We start from the raw sequence: 16,286 nt of genomic DNA on the forward strand, positions 1-16,286 counted from the left end.
TTGAACTGCTCGTTCGACATGATCTGCAGACCCGGACGGGCCAGCTCGGCGCGCATGAACAGCGCCATCACGCCACCGATGACGAAGAACGCGAACGCTGTCACCAGGTACAGCGTGCCGATCGTCTTGTGATCCGTGGTCGTCAGCCACTTGAGGTGCCTCATGCCCCGCCTGTGTCCGTGCCCGGCCCGGACGTCACACTTCACCGACGCGACGAGCATCACGAAAACGGCTGTGACGATCGAGAAGGTGCCGGACAAGAACGGAACATGAGCAACGACGAGATCTTCGCCGCTGCCTACCGCGAGCACTACTGGGCGGTCAGCCGTTATGTCGCCCGGCGACTGGACGGGCGGGCCGACGACGTGGAGGAAGTGGTGGCGGAGGTGTTCACGGTCGCCTGGCGGCGCCGGGCCGACCTCCCGCCCGCCGCGCTGCCCTGGCTGTACGGCGTGGCGCGCAACTGCCTGGCCAACGCGGTACGCGGCCACGGCCGCCGCCGTCGTCTCGTCCACCGGCTCGGCAACGACGACACCGCGCACGGACGGCACATCGCGGCGGGCCCCGACGCCGACACGCCCGGCGGCTGGGTGCACGAGGCACTGGCCCGGCTCTCCGCAGCCGACCAGGAGGTGCTCCGGCTGACGGCCTGGGAGCAACTCGGCATCGACGAGGTCGCCGTCGCCCTCGGCTGCGGCCACCGGGCCGCGTCCATGCGGCTGCACCGGGCCCGGCGCCGACTCAGAGCCGAGATCGACCGCATGCGCCCCGAGCCCCCGATCACCGAGCACTCCCGCATGACCGCCCCGAAGGAACACGGCCATGGCTGACGAACTCGAACTGCTGCGCAGCGCCGATCCCGTGCCTCCCAACGGCCCCCACTTCGGCGACGGCCCCCTGGACCACAACGCCGAGCGCCGACTCGCCCGACTGCTGCGCGACCCGGGGGACGGGCAGCCCGGCCACCTGGTGAGCCGGCCGGGCCGCTCACGGCTCCGATGGGGCCTGCTCCCGACTCGTCAACGCCACCGCCGAAACGGCCGTCCGGACCCCGAGGGCCAACTCCCCGGCCGTCCGGACCCCGAGGACCAGCTCCCTGGCCGTCCGGGCCCCGGGGACCGGCTTCCCGGTCGTCCGGACCCGGAGGGTCAGCTCCCTGGCCGTCCGGACCTCGGGGACCGGCTTCCCGGCCGTCCGGGTCCCGAGGGGCGGTTGCCTGGCCGTCCGGACCCGCAGGGCCAGCTCCCTGGCCGTCCGGGCCCCGGCGACCGGTTGCCTGGCCGTCCGGACCTGGAGGGTCAGCTTCCCGGCCGTCCGGACCCTGGGGACCGGCTTCCCGGCCGCCCGACTCCCGAGGGGCGGCTGCCCGGCCGTCCGGGTCCCGGGGACCGGCTCTCCGACCGTCCGACCCCCGAGGGCCGGCTTCCCGGCCGTCCGTGGGGCCGACGGGATCTGCTGCCCGGTCATCCACGCGGCCTGGTGCGCCCGGGGCCTGGTCGGCTCCGGCTGGCCTGGGGGCTGGTCGGCACCGCCGTCGTCGGCGCCCTGACCCTCACCCTCGTGCTGAGCGGCCCGAGCACCCCGCCCGCGGTCGCCGCGCCCCGCCCCCTGGCGGTCGAGACCGACTCCACCCCCGTCCCCCTGCACCGCATGGCCGAGCTGGCGACCGCCCTGGCCGGGGCCGACGACGCGCCCCGTCTGCGCAAGGGCACGCACGTGCGGTCATGGAGTCTTGGCATGTCCGACGACAAGCCTCCGATCACCCTGCCCGAAGAGCGCATCGTGCGCTGGCGGGCCGACGACAGTCACACCGAACTCGTCGTGGCCACCGATCCCAGGTACCCGGGCCGCCCGGTCCTCTCGGACGAGGGCGGCGATCCGCACCTCGTCGACGACGGCCACGTCCTCCTCGACCGGATCTATCCGCCCAGCTGGAGCGACGCCCCGCCCATGTCGCCCCCGCCCCGCGACCCCGCCCGGCTGCGCGCCTACCTGACGGAGGCTCAGTACACCGACACCCCGCTGACCACGCCCGAGCTGCTCGACGCCACGGCGACACTGCTCGACAACTGGACCCTCGGCGCACGCGAGAGCGCGGCGCTCGCCCGGCTCCTGGCCGGCGCCGAGGACCTGCGGCCGGTCGGCCGGGTGACCGACCGGCTGGGCCGGAGCGGCCAGGCCTATGTGAACGACAGCCGCGGCGTCCGCCGCATGCTGATCATGGACCCGGCCACCGGCGCCGTACTCGGACTGGAGAGCACCCTCACGCGCCCGGAGCCCGAGTTCGGCGTCGAGAAGGGCGACGTCATGTCGTACAGCGCCTGGATGCGCTGAGCATCCCGAGCCCCGACGCTCCCGCTACTCGTCCCAGGCCTGGACCAGGGTCTGCTCGGCGATCTTCCCGTCGCGCAACCCGATCATGGACTCGGACAGCACGCGCACCCCGTCCGCGTACTGGCAGCTCTCGCTGAAGGCGGCCTCGTCGCCCTGGATGACACAGTGCTCCAGCTTGTGCGACATGTCGCGGCTGTAGACGTCCTCCAGCATCCGGCCGATCTCCTCCCGGCCGTGCAGGACCTTGGGATGGCTGGGCTGTGTCGTGCGGTCGACGATGCGCAGCTCCGCATCCTCGGTGTACAGGGAGAGCAGGATGTCCGGATCCCCTTCCACGCCTTGGCGCAGGATGTCCCGGTCGAAGGCGGGGTCTGCCGCGGTTCCCATGATGACCTCCTTCGAAGGGCCGCGGCCGGCGGACGCGGGCCGCGAAAGGCCTCTCCTGTCGAGCGTCCTCCCGCCGGGCGGGCTCGGCAAGCGCAACCGCGACACTGGGCCTGACGGGTGAGCGGCGCCGCCCGCCCGTGTCCGCCGGGGACCCGTGCGCGTTGCGCCAGGCATGATCTCAACACGACGTATCGTCGCCGCCGTTGGTCTCGCCGCTGGGGTCACCGGCCTCGCCGCGCCGATGGCGAACGCGGCCGACGCGGAAGCGAAGAGCCCGCTCAGCCCGATGGCCACGCTCGACTCGCTGGCCGTGAGCGACATCCCCGCCGCGCACAAGGACGCGATGCCGCGGCCCTCCTCGCAGCTGGCCGGGCTAAACCGCCTCAACGACCTCGACCAGCTGAACCAGGTCGTCGGTCTGGTCTCCCCGCTCTTCGGCTTCGTTCCGAACGTCCGCTGACCGCGGCGCACGTGTGAGGGCCGCCCGGAGCCGGGCGGCCCTCACACGTGCGCGCACGTCAGTCCGCGGTGGCCAGGAACTGCGTCGCCGCCAGCTCCGCGTAGAGCGGATCGGCCGTCACGAGCTCACGGTGCGTGCCGACCGCCCGGACCCGGCCCGCGTCCATCACCACGATCCGGTCGGCCATCGTCACCGTCGACAGTCGGTGCGCCACGACCAGGACCGTGGTCGTGCGGGCCACGTCCGCGACGGTGTCGCGCAGCGCCGCCTCGTTCACCGCGTCCAGCTGCGAGGTCGCCTCGTCGAGCAGCAGCAGCCGGGGGCGGCGCAGCAGCGCGCGGGCGATGGCGACGCGCTGGCGCTCACCGCCGGACAGCTTGGTGCCGCGGTGCCCCACGAGGGTGTCCAGGCCGCCGGGCAGCCGGGAGACCAGACCGTCGAGCCGGGTCGTCTTGAGCACCCGCGCGAGGGCGTCCTCGTCCGCCTCCGGATTGCCCAGCAGCAGGTTGTCCCGCAGGGAGCCCGACAGGACCGGCGCGTCCTGCTCCACATAGCCGATCGCGGCGCGCAGCCTGGGCAGCTCCCAGTCGTTCAGGTCCCGCCCGTCCAGGGTGATCACTCCGGACTCGGGGTCGTAGAACCGCTCGATCAGCGAGAAGACGGTGGTCTTGCCGGCGCCGGACGGGCCGACGAACGCCGTCATGCCCCGCGCGGGCACGGTGAAGGTCACTCCGTGGTGGACGGGCGGCAGATCGTCGGCGTAGCGGAAGCGGACGTCGTCGAAGGCGAGGGCCGCGGGCTCGGCGCCCGGGGAGGGCAGCGGGGCGGCTCCGGCGGCCGGTTCGGCGGGCAGGCGCAGGGCCTCCTCGATGCGGGTGAGGGCCGCGGCGCCGGTCTGGTACTGGGTGATGGCGCCGACGACCTGCTGTATCGGCGACATCAGATAGAAGACGTACAGCAGGAACGCCACCAGTGTGCCCACGTCCACCGCGCCGGTCGCGACGCGTGCGCCGCCCACGGCGAGCACCGTGATGAAGGCGATCTGCATGGCGAGCCCCGCCGTGTTGCCCGCGGCGGCCGACCACTTGGCGGCCCGCACGCTCTGCCGCCACGACTCCTGCGCCGCCTCGTGCAGCGTCCGCTCCTCCCGGTGCTCCGCGCCGGACGCCTTCACCGTGCGCAGGGCGCCGAGGATCCGCTCCAGCGAGGCCCCCATGACCCCGACCGCGTCCTGCGCCTGCCGGCTCGCCTGGTTGATGCGCGGCACGATCACCCCGAGGACCACGCCCGCGCCCAGGATCACGGCCAGGGTGACGCCCAGCAGCACGGCGTCCACCAGGCCCATCATCGCCACCGTCGCCAGGAGCGTGAGCCCGCCCGTGCCCAGCCCCACCAGAGAATCGGTGGTGACCGCGCGCAGCAGGGTGGTGTCGGAGGTGATGCGGGCCATCAGATCCCCCGGTTCACTGCGGTCCACCGCCGTGATCCGCAGCCGCAGCAGATACGACGACAGGGCCCGCCGCGCGCCGAGCACCACCGACTCGGCGGTGCGGGTCAGCACGTACGAACCCAGCGCGCCCACCGCCGCGTTGGCCACGACCAGGGCCGACATCGCCAGCAGCGCGCCGGTGATGGCCCGGTCGTGCGAGAGGTCGTCGATCAGGCCCCGCGCCACCAGCGGCAGCAGCAGCCCGGTCGCCCCGGTGACCAGCGAGAGCAGCGCACCAACCAACAGGGACCAGCGGTGCGGCCGTACGTATCCGAGGAGCTGTCGCCACGCGGGTGCGGCGGTCTCGGTCTCTGCGATGCTCACGGCGCTCCCTAGGCGTCGGCGGAGCGTTCAGGCTACGTCGCCGCCGAGCCGCGCGGCCTGCCCTTTTCACACGAAACGGGACGGCCGATCCGGCCCCTTACCGATCAGTCGCGCGTAGGGTCGGAAGGGAAGAGACCCCGGCCGACGAAGGAGTCAGCAGCATGGCCCAGGAAGTACGCGGCGTGATCGCCCCCGGCAAGGACGAGCCGGTGCGGATCGAGACGGTCGTGGTGCCCGACCCCGGCCCGGGCGAGGCCGTGGTGCAGGTGCAGGCCTGCGGGGTGTGCCACACCGACCTGCACTACAAGCAGGGCGGCATCAACGACGAGTTCCCGTTCCTGCTCGGCCACGAGGCAGCCGGCGTGGTCGAGGCGGTCGGCCCCGGCGTCACCGACGTCGAGCCCGGTGACTTCGTGATCCTCAACTGGCGCGCGGTGTGCGGGAAGTGCCGGGCCTGTCTGCGCGGGCGGCCCTGGTACTGCTTCGACACCCACAACGCACAGCAGAAGATGACCCTCGCCGCCACCGGCCAGGAGCTGTCCCCGGCCCTCGGCATCGGCGCCTTCGCGGAGAAGACCCTGGTCGCGGCCGGGCAGTGCACCAAGGTCGACCCGCGCGTGGCCCCGCAGGTGGCCGGGCTGCTGGGCTGCGGTGTGATGGCCGGCATCGGCGCCGCGATCAACACCGGGCACGTCGGCCGGGGTGACTCGGTCGCGGTCATCGGCTGCGGCGGGGTCGGCGACGCGGCCATCGCCGGATCGCGGCTGGCCGGAGCGGCGACGATCATCGCCGTCGACATCGACGACCGCAAACTGGAGACCGCCCGCTCCATGGGCGCCACCCACACCGTGAATTCGCGCGAGAACGACCCGGTCGAGGCGATCCGCGAACTCACCGGCGGCTTCGGCGCCGACGTCGTCATCGAGGCCGTCGGCCGCCCCGAGACCTACCAGCAGGCCTTCTACGCCCGTGACCTCGCGGGCACGGTCGTCCTCGTCGGCGTTCCCACGCCCGAGATGAAGCTCGAACTGCCGCTGCTCGACGTCTTCGGCCGCGGCGGCTCCCTGAAGTCGTCCTGGTACGGCGACTGCCTGCCCTCCCGTGACTTCCCCATGCTGATCGACCTGCATCTGCAGGGGCGCCTGGACCTCGGCGCGTTCGTCACCGAGACGATCCAGCTGGACGAGGTGGAGAAGGCGTTCGAGCGGATGCACCACGGTGACGTGCTGCGCTCGGTGGTGGTGCTGTGATGACGACGCGCATCGAACACCTCGTCACCTCGGGGCAGTTCAGCCTCGACGGCGGCACCTGGGACGTCGACAACAACGTGTGGATCGTCGGCGACGACCACGAGGCGATCGTCATCGACGCCGCCCACGACGCCGACGCCATCGCCGAGGCCGTCGGCGACCGGCGGCTCACCGCCATCGTGTGCACGCACGCCCACAACGACCACATCGACGCCGCCCCCGCGCTCGCCGAGCGCACCGGCGCCACCATCTGGCTGCACCGTGACGACCTGCCGCTGTGGAAGCAGACCCACCCCGACCGCGAGCCGGACGCCTGGCTGGTCGACGGCCAGACGATCGAGGCCGGCGGCGCCGACCTCAGGGTCCTGCACACCCCGGGGCACGCGCCCGGCGCGGTCTGCCTCTACGACCCGGGACTTGGCACCGTCTTCACCGGCGACACCCTCTTCCAGGGCGGCCCCGGCGCCACCGGCCGGTCCTTCTCGCACTTCCCGACGATCATCGACTCGATCCGCGACCGGCTGCTGACCCTGCCGCCCGAGACGACGGTCCGCACCGGCCACGGCGACTCCACGACCATCGGCGCGGAGGCCCCGCAGCTCCAGGAATGGATCGCCCGGGGGCACTGATCGCGTGTCGCCGGTAAAAGGCGACAGAAGATGTCCGGCTTACCCGCGACGCTGGAGGCGACAAGCAGCCACGGTCACGGGAGGTCGGACATGTCAGCTCCGTTGCAGGACAAGGTCGCACTGGTCGCCGGGGCGCCCCGGGGCGCCGGGCGGGGGATCGCCGTGGAACTCGGCGCGGCCGGCGCCACCGTCTACGTCACCGGCCGCAGCACCCGCGCCCGCCGCTCGGAGTACGACCGGCCCGAGACCATCGAGGACACCGCCGACCTGGTCACCGCCGCCGGCGGCAAGGGCATCGCCGTCCCCACCGACCACCTCGACCGGGCGCAGGTCAAGGCGCTCGTGGACCGGATCGCGGACGAGCAGGGCCGCCTCGACGTCCTCGTCAACGACATCTGGGGCGGCGAGAAGCTCTTCGAGTGGGACTCCACGCTCTGGGAGCACGACCTCGACAACGGCCTGCGCCTGCTCCGGCTCGCCGTCGAGACGCACGCCGTCACCAGCCACCACGCCCTGCCCCTGTTGCTGCGCAACCCCGGCGGCCTGGTCGTCGAGGTCACCGACGGCACGGCCGACTACAACGCCGACAACTACCGCGTCAACTTCTTCTACGACCTCGCCAAGGCCTCCGTGCTGCGCATGGCCTTCGCCCTCGGCCACGAACTCGGCCCGCGCGGCGCCACCGCCGTCGCCCTCACCCCCGGCTGGCTCCGCTCGGAGCTGATGCTGGACACCTACGGAGTACGGGAGGAGAACTGGCGCGACGCCCTGGAACGCGTCCCGCACTTCGCCATCTCGGAGACCCCGCACTACGTGGGCCGGGCCGTGGCCGCACTCGCCGCCGACCCGGACGTGGCGCGCTGGAACGGACAGTCGCTGTCCAGCGGCGGACTCGCCCAGGTGTACGGCTTCACCGACCTCGACGGCAGCCGTCCCGACGCCTGGCGCTACCTCGTCGAGGTGCAGGACGCGGGGAAGCCCGCGGACGTCACCGGCTACCGGTGACGCGAACGGGCCCGGTCTGCCTCACAGACCCCTCTCGACGAAGCGGTCCAGCAGCGCGTCGAGACCCGCCGCCAGCCCTTCCGGACCGCCCCGCCCGGCCAGGGCGGGTGCGGTCGCCCGCAGCCTCGGCAGCTCCTCCGCCGGCATGCGGTACAGCCCGAGCCGGAACGCGGGGTCCGGCTCCCTGGGGTTGTCGACCACGGCCCGCAACTCCACGGACACATAGCCCAGGACCCACGCGGTGAAGGCGCGCAGCGCCGGGGCGGAACGCCGCTCGTCGAAACCGGCGTCCCACAGGACGCCGAGTACCCGCTCATGATCGCGGAGGACCGCCGGCGCCCTGCGCGCCAGCGGTACCTCGGTGAAGCGAGTGAAGATCAACGGGGCTCCCTCCGGATGGTCGAGACAGACCTGGTAGGTGATCCGGGCGATGCGGTGCAGTGCGGCCCGCCACTCGGCGCTCCCGGCGGCGGCCGCCTCCGGGGCGGGTGCCAGGGCCAGCCGCTCCTCCAGTTGCAGGAACAGGGCCTCCACCACGCCGTCCAGCAACGCGGTCTTGCCCGGCGCGTAGCGGTACAGGGACATGGCCTCCACACCGAGCTCGGCGCCCAGCCGGCGCATGGTCAGGGCGGCGAGGCCTTCGCGATCGACCAGGTCCAGGGCCGCGGCGAGGACCCGCTCGCGACTGAGCCTGCCGTGGCGTCCGTCCTCGTCGGCGCCCGGCCCCGCGCCGTTCACCATCACCCGCCTCCTCCGCGCAGATGTCCGTGGCCGTCATGGCCTGTCGAGCTCGCCCCACACCACGAACCGGTGCACGTAGGTGCCGTCCCAGCCGCGGTCCGTGCAGGTGATGAGGGTGATCCGGGCCTTGTCGGGCCGGGCCCCCGGTTTGCCGGGGACGGGAAGGAGGACACCGACGTCGGAGGGCTCCACGACCTTGCTGTGGGTGACCCGGTAGGTGTAGGTGGTCCGCTTCCACTCGATGTCGATCGTGTCGCCCTTCCTCAGCTCCGGAAGCCTGTGGAAGGGCTGTCCCCACCCCGTGCGATGACCGGCCACCGCGAAGTTGCCAGGCTCGCCCGGCAGCGCCGTCCCGGGGAAGTGCCCGGGGCCCTTCGCGAGGGCCGCCTGCGACACGCCCTCGACGATCACCGGGGCGAAGTCCCGGCCGAACCGCGGAACGCGCAGTACGGCGAAGGCGTCTTCGGTGCGTGGACCGGGCTTCTCCTGGCGCGCGTTCTGCGGTGGTGCGGCCGACTGCCGCAGCTCATCACGCAGCGACCGCTGTGACTGCGCGTAGGCGTCGTCCGCCTGCCGGTCGTTGAGGATTCTCAGGCCGCCCAGGGTCAGGCCGGTGAGGATCAGGCCGACGCCCAGAAGGATCATCACCCTGCGCATTCCGACCTCCCGCGGTGCGGTGGGGCCACGTCAGTGGCCCCGCCTCGGCGACCTCGTCAGGCGTCGTCCTCGATCTTGCGCGGGATCAGCCGCAGTGCGGCGCAGCCCGCCGAGACCAGAACGAAGACGACGATCCAGAACCAGACACTTCCCGGGCCTCCGGTGACAGGCAGCAGGCCTGCCCCGGTGGTTCCACCGGCGGTGGTGCCGGCACCTACATAGTTCGCCATGATCCATTCCTTTCTCCGCGTGAATGTCGTCGGTCGAGTTCTCGTGCGCCTCCTCGGGCGCGTCGTTCGGATGTCACCAGGTGCGATCCCTTCGCAGGGCCGTGTCCGCGAGCGCGCGGAGGTGGACGCCCTGGAGGAACAGGTCGTAGAACCACTCCGGAAGGACCAGCATCGAGGCGACCGACACACGCCAGCCACGCGCTTTCACGGTGATCGCCCGCTCGATGGCGTAGAACGCCGTGAACGCGATCCAGAACGGGGCGATCCGCAGCCCCGCGCCGACGGCGAGGAACCAGATGACGGACGCGACGTAGGCCGTCGACACGGACGCCCCGAGGAAGGCCACGAGCTGGCGGGCCCAGCCCTCCGTCGTGTAGCGGGTGAGGCCGTAGTCGATCAGGTTCTCCAGCGCTCCGCGCTTCCAGCGCAGCCGCTGCTTGGCCAGGGCGCGCCAGGTCTCCATGACCTCCGTGGTCATGGTGGCGCGGGTCGGGGCGACGATGCGGTGTCCGAGATGCTTCAGGGCGAGCGTGAGTTCGTTGTCCTCGGTCAGCGCCTTCGTGTCGTAGACGCCGTCGGCCGCGGGCAGCCGCCCCGAGGCCCGCGCCCTAAGGACGTCCCTGAGGGCTTCGGCCCGGAAGAGGCACGCGGTGCCGGTCAGGCACAGCACCTTGCCCCGCTTGCGCGCGGTGTCCCGGGCGTACCGGGCGAACTCGTTGCGCTGGAACGCCCCGCACAGTCTGCCGCCGGAGCGCCCGCGGAAGTTGCCGCCCACGGCGCCGTACCCCTGGCCCATCTTCCTGAGGGTGACCTCGATGAAGTGGGGGTCCAGATAGGTGTCGGCGTCCTGGACGAGGATCGCGTCCTGGTCGGAGACCTCCGGCAGCAGTGCGTCCAGTGCCCCGTTCAGATTGCCGGCCTTCTTGTACCGGTTGCCGACCGAGTGCCGGACCTCGGCCCCGGCCGCGTGGGCGATCCGCTCCAGCTCCGCCGTGCGGGCGCTGTCCGGGTGCGGATCGAGCGTCACGACGACCCGGTCCGCGGGACGCTTCTGCCCCCGCAGGGCTTCCAGCACGTGAGGGAGCGAGTCCACCTCCCGGTAGGCGGGCACGAGCACGATCACCCGGGGCGCCGCCGGGGCGGCCACGGCCGCCGGGTCACACAGCGGACGGAGATCCGCTGCTGTCGGTGAGAGCGTCTCGATCATCACGTGCTCCGTGCGACTGGATGAACGACTGGATGAATTGCTACCGCATGTCTGTAATCTTACGTTGTAAACCTATATGTGCAACTTACGGCATAGGTTTCACCTGTCCACTGCTTCGCACGGTCCTGCGCCGCTCCATGAGGAATGTCACTGTTCCGTCCCGGCGCGGCCGATCGCACAACCGGAACCGGTCCCCGTCCGTCTAGCTGGCAGACATCACCGAACCGCTTTCGCGAAAGGGCAGGACCAGCCATGGGGGACGTACGCAGACGGAGCGCCGTCGCACTGGGGATCACCGGTCTGGTGGCACCGCTCACGCTCGCGCTCGGGGCCGCCCCGGCCCAGGCGGCGAGCTGCAGCACGCAGGCCGGCCCGTACCAGAAGAAGGTGGAGAAGTTCCTCGGCCGTCCGGTCGACGGCAAGCAGTCCGCCGCCGACTGCAAGGCCATCAAGGCCTTCCAGACCAAGCACGGCATCTCCCCGAACATCGGCTACGCCGGACCCGTCACCTGGGGCGTGATGGATCTGATGCAGAAGCAGAAGGCCGTCGGGAAGACCCCGAACAAGGACGGCAAGTGCCCGGTGAACAAGGGCCGGATCGCCTGTGTGAACCTGACGCTCCAGCTCAGCTGGATCCAGGACGGCAAGAAGCTGGTCTACGGCCCCGTCCCGGTCCGCACCGGCCGCAACGGGTACGAGACCCGCACCGGCCTGAAGAAGATCTACTGGCGCAACATCGACCACGTCTCGTCCATCTACGACGTGCCGATGCCCTACGCCCAGTTCTTCGACGGCGGCCAGGCCTTCCACTCGGTCGGCGTCAGCATGTGGAACCCGCCGGGCTCGCACGGCTGCGTCAACATGACCAAGACCGACGCCAAGAAGTACTGGTCGCTGCTGAAGAAGAACGACGACGTCTACGTCTACGGCCGCAAGCCGGGCACCTGAGACCAGGCACCCGGCTCGCGTCCGGCGGTGACCCCTACCGGGGCGCGTCCCCGAAGTCCGGGATCTCCAGCCTGACCCCGCCCTGCCGCGCCGACTCGTGCGCGACGATGCCCGGCAGGGTGTAGCGGGCGGCCACCCACGCGTTCACCGACGGCAGTGTGCGGGAGTTGACGGCGGTCACGAAGTCGTCCACCAGGAAGTGGTGGCTGCCCTCGTGGCCGTTGTGCAGATGGTCGAACTCCCTCGGCAGTCGCGCGCGGTCGTGCACGGGCGCCGACCCGGAGGTGAAGGCGGCGCGCAGCTCCGGCGCGATGTGCTGGAGCGAGGGGTCGTCGGGCGCCATGGTGGGCTTGGGCTCCAGCAGTTCGCTGATGTCCCGCACCCCCTTCTTGTCCTGCCAGAGGGCGACCGTGGCGAGCTGCTCCATGCTCGCCTCGGTGCCGAAGAAGCGGAACCGCGACTCCCGTATGTGCGAGGGGTAGCCGACCCGCCGGAACTCGTTCGTACGGAACGAGCCGCCGCCCGCCACCTCGAACAGTGCGGTGGCGTTGGAGACGTCGTTGCCGAACTGGCTGACGTCCTGGTCGAAGACGCCGTCGCCCCGGTCGTCGACGACACCGATCGCCGACACGCTCACCGCGTGGGTCCGCCAGGCGCCCAGCACCCCGCCGATCGCGTGCGTCGGGTACAGCAGCGGGGGATAGCTGGCGGTGGCCTTCCAGTTCTCACCGCCGCTGTACTGGTAGGCCTCGTAGAACCCCAGGTCCATGTCGTGGACGTAGTCGCCCTCGGCGTAGAACAGCCGCCCGAAGGCGCCCTCGGCGATCTGGTTGCGGGCGTGGACCGTGGCCGGGTTGTACTCGCTGGTCTCGCCCATCATGTAGGTCAGTCCGGTGGCCTTGACCGCGTCGATGATCGCCGCGATCTCCTCCGTGCTGATGGCCATGGGGACGGCGGAGTACACGTGCTTGCCGGCGTTCAGGCCCTGGAGCACCAGCGGCCCGTGCGTCCAGCGCTGGGTGAAGATCGCGACGGCGTCGACCTCCTCCGACTCCAGCATGGCCTGGTAGGACGGGAAGGTGCCCGCGAGACCCTGGGTGGTGGCGAGCTGCTCGGCCCGCTCGGGCAGCAGGTCGGTGACGTAGACGTCGCCGACGCCGGGGTGGGCCTGGAACAGGGTGGCGAACTGGCCCGAGAACTGCCCGGCGCCGACGATGCCGATGGAGAAGGTCATGGAGCGCGTGTCCTTCACTGGGAGAGGATGAGGTTGATCTGGTCGTTGGTCTCGTTGAGGCTGCTCACCGGCTTGCCGTTGCCGTAGATGTCCTCCATCGCGGGCGCCATCAGGGCCGTCATGTCCGCCGAGTAGCTGGCGATCGGAAAGGAGAAGGTCCGGAAGCGCTTCTTGTCGGCCACGGGCTCGGTGAATGCCGAGACGTCGATGCCCTTCTTCCGGTACGCGGCGACGGCCGCCTCGGTCCCGGCGGGGGTGGCGGGGAAGACGACCCCGGACCGGCCGACGACGGTCTGGCAGCGGTCGGAGGCCAGGTAGGCGACCCATTTGCGGGCCCCCTCCTTGTTCTTGGAGGTCTTGGTGATGGAGTCGGCGAGGCCGTTCATCATCGTGGCGCGCCGGCCGGTCGGGCCGGTGGGCGTCACGGCGGTCCTGATGTCCCTGCCCTTGAAGCCCGCGTAGGTGGAGATCATCCAGGCCCCGTCGAAGGCGGTGGCCGCCTTGCCCGCGGCGACCTGCGTGTTCGCCTGGTTGGACTGGACGTTGTAGTCGGACAGCGGAGGCATGTAGCCCTTCTTCGCCAGGCCGAAGTACCACTGGATGACCGACTGGAAGGTCTTGCTGTCGTACTGGTACTTCGTGCCCCAGCGCGGCTTGTCGAGGTAGTTCCACCCGGCGGAGACGGCGAAGTTGCTCCACTGGGTCTGGCCGTCGCCGAACCCGCCGCCGCCCGAGGCCATGCCGTAGACCTTGACGTCGTTCTTGTCGAAGCCCGGCTCGTCGCCCCGCTTGCCGTTGCGGTCGACGGTGAGGTGGGCGATGGCCTTCTCGAAGGTGCCGCCGTCCTTCGGGTTCCAGGAGAGGTCGTTCAGCTGCTCGGCGGTGAGACCGGCGGCGTCGGTCAGCTTCCGGTTGTAGAACAGCGCGACGGTGTCCCAGTCCTTCGGGGCGCCGTAGCGGTGGCCGTCCTTGCCCACCCAGTTGGCGGCGAGGCCCGGCTGGTAGTCGGAGTCCTCGATGCCGAGGTCGTCCAGCGGTTCGAGGACCTTCAGGTCGGCGAACTGGCCGAAGTTCTGGATGTGGTCGGTGAAGACGTCGGGCGCGGTGCCCGCGATGAACCCGGCGGTGAGTTTGGTCCAGTAGTCGCTCCAGCCGAGCTGGGTGATTTTCACCTTCAGCCCCGGGTTCTCCTTCTCGAACCCCTTCGCGCAGGCCTGGTAGGCGGGCAGCTGGTTGGCGTCCCACAGCCAGTAGGTGACCGTGTTCGCGGACGATCCGGCGGCACCTGACTGCGCGCACCCGCTGACCAGGGACAGCGCCAGGGCTCCGGTCGCCGCGACGAGCGGACGAAGTCGAATTCGCATCACATGCCCCTTACTTGATGCCGGTGAAGCCGATGGAGCTGACGATGCGGCGGGCGAAGCAGGCGAACAGCACCAGCATCGGCAGCGCGGCGATCAGCGTCGCGGCCATGAGCCCGGACCAGTCGACGCCGGTCTGCGGGGTCTGCGCCCGGAAGACCGCCAGCGCCACGGTCAGCACCCGCGAGCTGTCGCTGTAGGAGACCATCAGGGGCCAGAAGTAGTCGTTCCAGGAGGTGATGTACGTCAGCACGCCGAGGGTGATGACCGGCGTGGACGCCATCGGCAGGACCACCCGGAAGAAGATCTTGATCTTCCCGGCGCCGTCGAGCAGCGCGGCCTCCTCGACCTCCTTGGGGATGTTCATGAAGAACTGGCGCAGGAAGAACACCGCGAACGGCGTCATGAACATGGTGGGCAGGGCGATGCCGAGGAGCGTGTCGATCAGGTGCAGTTGCTTGATGAGCACGAAGTTCGGCAGCAGTGTGAAGATGGCCGGCACCATCATCCCGGCCAGGAACAGTCCGAAGACCTTGTCCCGGCCCCGCCAGCGCAGCCGCGAGAAGGCGTAGGCGGCCATCGCGGAGAAGAAGATCTGACAGCCCGTGATCAGGGTGGAGACGAGCACCGAGTTCAGCAGGTAGCGCCAGAAGTCCAGTCCGCCGCCCGCGCCGCCCTGTGCGACGGCCTCCTCGGTGGACTGCAGCCCCAGGGCTCGTGCGAATCCGCTGGTGGTCAGGCCGACCGGCAGCGGATCGGCCGGGTCGGCGCTCAGACCCGCGTTGGTGGACAGCGCGGTGCGCAGGATCCAGTAGAACGGCAGCAGGGTGATGAGGACGATCAGTCCCATCACGGTCCAGGCGGCGGCTTTCCCGAAGGGGAATCCGCGCCGTACGGGTCGTACCGGTCGTACGGTCGTCGTGGTCGTCACGGCAGCCATGGCGGTGTCTCCCTTCTCAGCCGAGGTCGGTCCGGCCGGCCCGGGTGAGCCGGTACTGGAGGACGGTGATCGCGCTCAGCACGACCAGCAGGGCGACGGACATGGCCGAGGCGTAGCCGAACTGGAAGCGCCCGAAGGCGGAGCCGTAGATGTAGTACTGCAGGACGTTGGTCGCGTTCGCCGGGCCGCCCGCCGTGGTCACGGCGACGGTGTCGAAGACCTGGAACGACCCGATCACCGTCATGATCAGCACGACCGCGAGCACCGGCCGCAGCAGCGGCATGGTGATCCGCCAGAACATCCGCCACTCGCTCGCGCCGTCCACCCGGGCCGCCTCGTACATCTCGTTCGGGATGGCCTGCAGACCGGCGAAGAGCAGCAGGGCGGTGTACCCCACGTGCCGCCACACATTGATGAGCGCGATCGTGGGAATCGCCCAGGTCTCGTCGGCGAGGAACGGGATGCGGTCCACGCCGAGGCCGCTGACGATCTCGTTGCCGATGCCGAGCTGGGTGTCGAGGATCCACAGCCAGACCAGACCGGCGACGACGTTCGACATCAGATACGGCGTCAGCACGATCCCGCGCAGCAGCGCCGACTGGGTCAGCCGCTGGAGCAGGACGGCGATGGCGAGCGCCGCGACCGTCTGGACGCCGATGTTGATGAAGACGTACTCGACGGTGACCCACAGCGAGTCCCAGAAGATGGGGTCGTTGACCATGCGGACGTAGTTGTCCAGGCCCACCCACTGGGCCGGTGTCAGCAGGTTGAAGCGGGTGAAGCTGAGGTAGATGCCCCGGAGCGTCGGCCAGAGCAGGAAGACCAGGAAGCCGATCATGGCCGGCGCGATGAAGAGCGCGGCCAGCCGGCCGTCACCCCGGTCCTCGCCGGACACCCCCCGCGCGGTCCCGGTCCTGCTGCGGGCCTCCGCCGCGCCGCCCGTGGGCAGACGTGAAGGAGGACTGCTGGAGGCGATGGTCATCGGGAGACTCCCTCGCTGCGGCGGCTCGTCCTCTGGCGGGGCTTACTTTTGGGGCGAAACAATTGCCGCGTCAAGAGGGGAGCAAACATCTTTTCGCACGCACCTTCA

The 16,286-nt window shown here is 70.7% G+C and carries 17 protein-coding genes and 1 pseudogene; 7 read left to right on the forward strand and 11 right to left on the reverse strand.

Annotated features, from left to right (window positions below; genetic code table 11):
• Positions 1-221 (reverse strand): annotated as a pseudogene (locus tag ACFZDE_RS37875) (cytochrome ubiquinol oxidase subunit I); the annotation flags it as partial.
• 48 nt (positions 222-269) lie between these two features.
• On the opposite strand from ACFZDE_RS37875, the gene ACFZDE_RS37880 reads away from it, so the two are divergent.
• Both ACFZDE_RS37880 and ACFZDE_RS37885 read left to right on the forward strand, forming a co-directional pair.
• Entirely contained in the window at positions 270-830 is a 561-nt protein-coding gene (locus tag ACFZDE_RS37880; protein ID WP_391002906.1) for a sigma-70 family RNA polymerase sigma factor, read from the forward strand.
• 532 nt (positions 831-1,362) lie between these two features.
• Positions 1,363-2,334: a CU044_5270 family protein gene (locus tag ACFZDE_RS37885; RefSeq protein WP_391213842.1), complete on the forward strand. Its 972-nt coding sequence runs from the start codon at positions 1,363-1,365 to the stop codon at positions 2,332-2,334.
• A gap of 24 nt (positions 2,335-2,358) precedes the next feature.
• Here the strand turns inward: ACFZDE_RS37885 and ACFZDE_RS37890 are convergent, their stop codons facing one another.
• On the reverse strand, positions 2,359-2,721 hold the full coding sequence (locus ACFZDE_RS37890; protein ID WP_391002904.1) for a nuclear transport factor 2 family protein: 363 nt from the start codon (positions 2,719-2,721) through the stop codon (positions 2,359-2,361).
• A 172-nt stretch (positions 2,722-2,893) separates the two neighbouring features.
• Here ACFZDE_RS37890 and ACFZDE_RS37895 point away from each other — a divergent pair, with 172 nt between their 5' ends.
• Complete coding sequence (locus tag ACFZDE_RS37895; protein ID WP_391002902.1) at positions 2,894-3,181, forward strand: hypothetical protein; 288 nt, start codon at positions 2,894-2,896, stop codon at positions 3,179-3,181.
• Positions 3,182-3,239: 58 nt separating this feature from the next.
• On the opposite strand, the gene ACFZDE_RS37900 is transcribed toward ACFZDE_RS37895, so the two are convergent.
• Positions 3,240-4,994 (reverse strand): ABC transporter transmembrane domain-containing protein, encoded by a 1,755-nt coding sequence (locus ACFZDE_RS37900; RefSeq protein ID WP_391213472.1) that lies wholly within the window; start codon positions 4,992-4,994, stop codon positions 3,240-3,242.
• A gap of 161 nt (positions 4,995-5,155) precedes the next feature.
• On the opposite strand from ACFZDE_RS37900, the gene ACFZDE_RS37905 reads away from it, so the two are divergent.
• From ACFZDE_RS37905 to ACFZDE_RS37915, 3 genes are all read left to right on the forward strand, one after another.
• The gene (locus ACFZDE_RS37905; RefSeq protein WP_391213482.1) at positions 5,156-6,244 is read left to right on the forward strand and encodes an S-(hydroxymethyl)mycothiol dehydrogenase; all 1,089 of its coding nucleotides are present in this window, start codon (positions 5,156-5,158) and stop codon (positions 6,242-6,244) included.
• The gene (locus ACFZDE_RS37910; RefSeq protein ID WP_391213492.1) at positions 6,244-6,873 is read left to right on the forward strand and encodes an MBL fold metallo-hydrolase; all 630 of its coding nucleotides are present in this window, start codon (positions 6,244-6,246) and stop codon (positions 6,871-6,873) included. The genes ACFZDE_RS37905 and ACFZDE_RS37910 overlap by 1 nt, the downstream gene beginning before the upstream one ends.
• A 90-nt stretch (positions 6,874-6,963) precedes the next feature.
• A complete protein-coding gene (locus ACFZDE_RS37915; RefSeq protein WP_391213498.1) occupies positions 6,964-7,878 on the forward strand; it encodes an SDR family oxidoreductase in 915 nt (304 codons plus the stop codon).
• Between the two features lie 21 nt (positions 7,879-7,899).
• Here the strand turns inward: ACFZDE_RS37915 and ACFZDE_RS37920 are convergent, their stop codons facing one another.
• The 4 genes from ACFZDE_RS37920 to ACFZDE_RS37935 all read right to left on the reverse strand — a co-directional run bounded on the left by ACFZDE_RS37920 (position 7,900) and on the right by ACFZDE_RS37935 (position 10,713).
• Positions 7,900-8,619: a TetR/AcrR family transcriptional regulator C-terminal domain-containing protein gene (locus ACFZDE_RS37920; protein WP_391213507.1), complete on the reverse strand. Its 720-nt coding sequence runs from the start codon at positions 8,617-8,619 to the stop codon at positions 7,900-7,902.
• A gap of 33 nt (positions 8,620-8,652) precedes the next feature.
• Entirely contained in the window at positions 8,653-9,276 is a 624-nt protein-coding gene (locus ACFZDE_RS37925; RefSeq protein WP_391213515.1) for a class E sortase, read from the reverse strand.
• Between the two features lie 56 nt (positions 9,277-9,332).
• Positions 9,333-9,506, reverse strand: a complete 174-nt coding sequence (locus ACFZDE_RS37930) for a hypothetical protein (RefSeq protein ID WP_190896304.1) — start codon at positions 9,504-9,506, stop codon at positions 9,333-9,335.
• 73 nt (positions 9,507-9,579) lie between these two features.
• The gene (locus tag ACFZDE_RS37935) at positions 9,580-10,713 is read right to left on the reverse strand and encodes a glycosyltransferase (protein WP_391213523.1); all 1,134 of its coding nucleotides are present in this window, start codon (positions 10,711-10,713) and stop codon (positions 9,580-9,582) included.
• Between the two features lie 252 nt (positions 10,714-10,965).
• Between ACFZDE_RS37935 and ACFZDE_RS37940 the strand changes: the two genes are divergently transcribed.
• Entirely contained in the window at positions 10,966-11,661 is a 696-nt protein-coding gene (locus tag ACFZDE_RS37940) for a L,D-transpeptidase family protein (RefSeq protein ID WP_391213534.1), read from the forward strand.
• Between the two features lie 34 nt (positions 11,662-11,695).
• On the opposite strand, the gene ACFZDE_RS37945 is transcribed toward ACFZDE_RS37940, so the two are convergent.
• Genes ACFZDE_RS37945 through ACFZDE_RS37960 form a run of 4 tightly spaced genes read right to left on the reverse strand, consistent with a single transcriptional unit; the run spans position 11,696 to position 16,178 of the window.
• Complete coding sequence (locus ACFZDE_RS37945; protein ID WP_391213544.1) at positions 11,696-12,895, reverse strand: Gfo/Idh/MocA family oxidoreductase; 1,200 nt, start codon at positions 12,893-12,895, stop codon at positions 11,696-11,698.
• Positions 12,896-12,909: 14 nt separating this feature from the next.
• Positions 12,910-14,259, reverse strand: coding sequence for an extracellular solute-binding protein (locus ACFZDE_RS37950; protein WP_391213554.1), 1,350 nt, complete (start codon positions 14,257-14,259; stop codon positions 12,910-12,912).
• A gap of 10 nt (positions 14,260-14,269) precedes the next feature.
• Positions 14,270-15,196: an ABC transporter permease subunit gene (locus tag ACFZDE_RS37955; RefSeq protein WP_391002879.1), complete on the reverse strand. Its 927-nt coding sequence runs from the start codon at positions 15,194-15,196 to the stop codon at positions 14,270-14,272.
• A gap of 16 nt (positions 15,197-15,212) precedes the next feature.
• Positions 15,213-16,178, reverse strand: a complete 966-nt coding sequence (locus ACFZDE_RS37960) for an ABC transporter permease subunit (RefSeq protein WP_391002876.1) — start codon at positions 16,176-16,178, stop codon at positions 15,213-15,215.
• Between the last annotated feature and the right edge of the window lie 108 nt (positions 16,179-16,286).

Source organism: Streptomyces sp. NPDC007929 (assembly GCF_042959065.1).
Lineage (GTDB): Bacteria > Actinomycetota > Actinomycetes > Streptomycetales > Streptomycetaceae > Streptomyces.

Coding starts and splice junctions, on each gene's coding strand:
- ACFZDE_RS37880 (WP_391002906.1), top strand. CDS start 270: ATGAGCAACGACGAGATCTTCGCCGCTGCCTACCGCGAGCACTACTGG.
- ACFZDE_RS37890 (WP_391002904.1), bottom strand. CDS start 2,721: ATGGGAACCGCGGCAGACCCCGCCTTCGACCGGGACATCCTGCGCCAA.
- ACFZDE_RS37895 (WP_391002902.1), top strand. CDS start 2,894: ATGATCTCAACACGACGTATCGTCGCCGCCGTTGGTCTCGCCGCTGGG.
- ACFZDE_RS37905 (WP_391213482.1), top strand. CDS start 5,156: ATGGCCCAGGAAGTACGCGGCGTGATCGCCCCCGGCAAGGACGAGCCG.
- ACFZDE_RS37910 (WP_391213492.1), top strand. CDS start 6,244: ATGACGACGCGCATCGAACACCTCGTCACCTCGGGGCAGTTCAGCCTC.
- ACFZDE_RS37915 (WP_391213498.1), top strand. CDS start 6,964: ATGTCAGCTCCGTTGCAGGACAAGGTCGCACTGGTCGCCGGGGCGCCC.
- ACFZDE_RS37920 (WP_391213507.1), bottom strand. CDS start 8,619: ATGGTGAACGGCGCGGGGCCGGGCGCCGACGAGGACGGACGCCACGGC.
- ACFZDE_RS37925 (WP_391213515.1), bottom strand. CDS start 9,276: ATGCGCAGGGTGATGATCCTTCTGGGCGTCGGCCTGATCCTCACCGGC.
- ACFZDE_RS37930 (WP_190896304.1), bottom strand. CDS start 9,506: ATGGCGAACTATGTAGGTGCCGGCACCACCGCCGGTGGAACCACCGGG.
- ACFZDE_RS37935 (WP_391213523.1), bottom strand. CDS start 10,713: ATGATCGAGACGCTCTCACCGACAGCAGCGGATCTCCGTCCGCTGTGT.
- ACFZDE_RS37940 (WP_391213534.1), top strand. CDS start 10,966: ATGGGGGACGTACGCAGACGGAGCGCCGTCGCACTGGGGATCACCGGT.
- ACFZDE_RS37945 (WP_391213544.1), bottom strand. CDS start 12,895: ATGACCTTCTCCATCGGCATCGTCGGCGCCGGGCAGTTCTCGGGCCAG.
- ACFZDE_RS37950 (WP_391213554.1), bottom strand. CDS start 14,259: ATGCGAATTCGACTTCGTCCGCTCGTCGCGGCGACCGGAGCCCTGGCG.
- ACFZDE_RS37955 (WP_391002879.1), bottom strand. CDS start 15,196: ATGGCTGCCGTGACGACCACGACGACCGTACGACCGGTACGACCCGTA.
- ACFZDE_RS37960 (WP_391002876.1), bottom strand. CDS start 16,178: ATGACCATCGCCTCCAGCAGTCCTCCTTCACGTCTGCCCACGGGCGGC.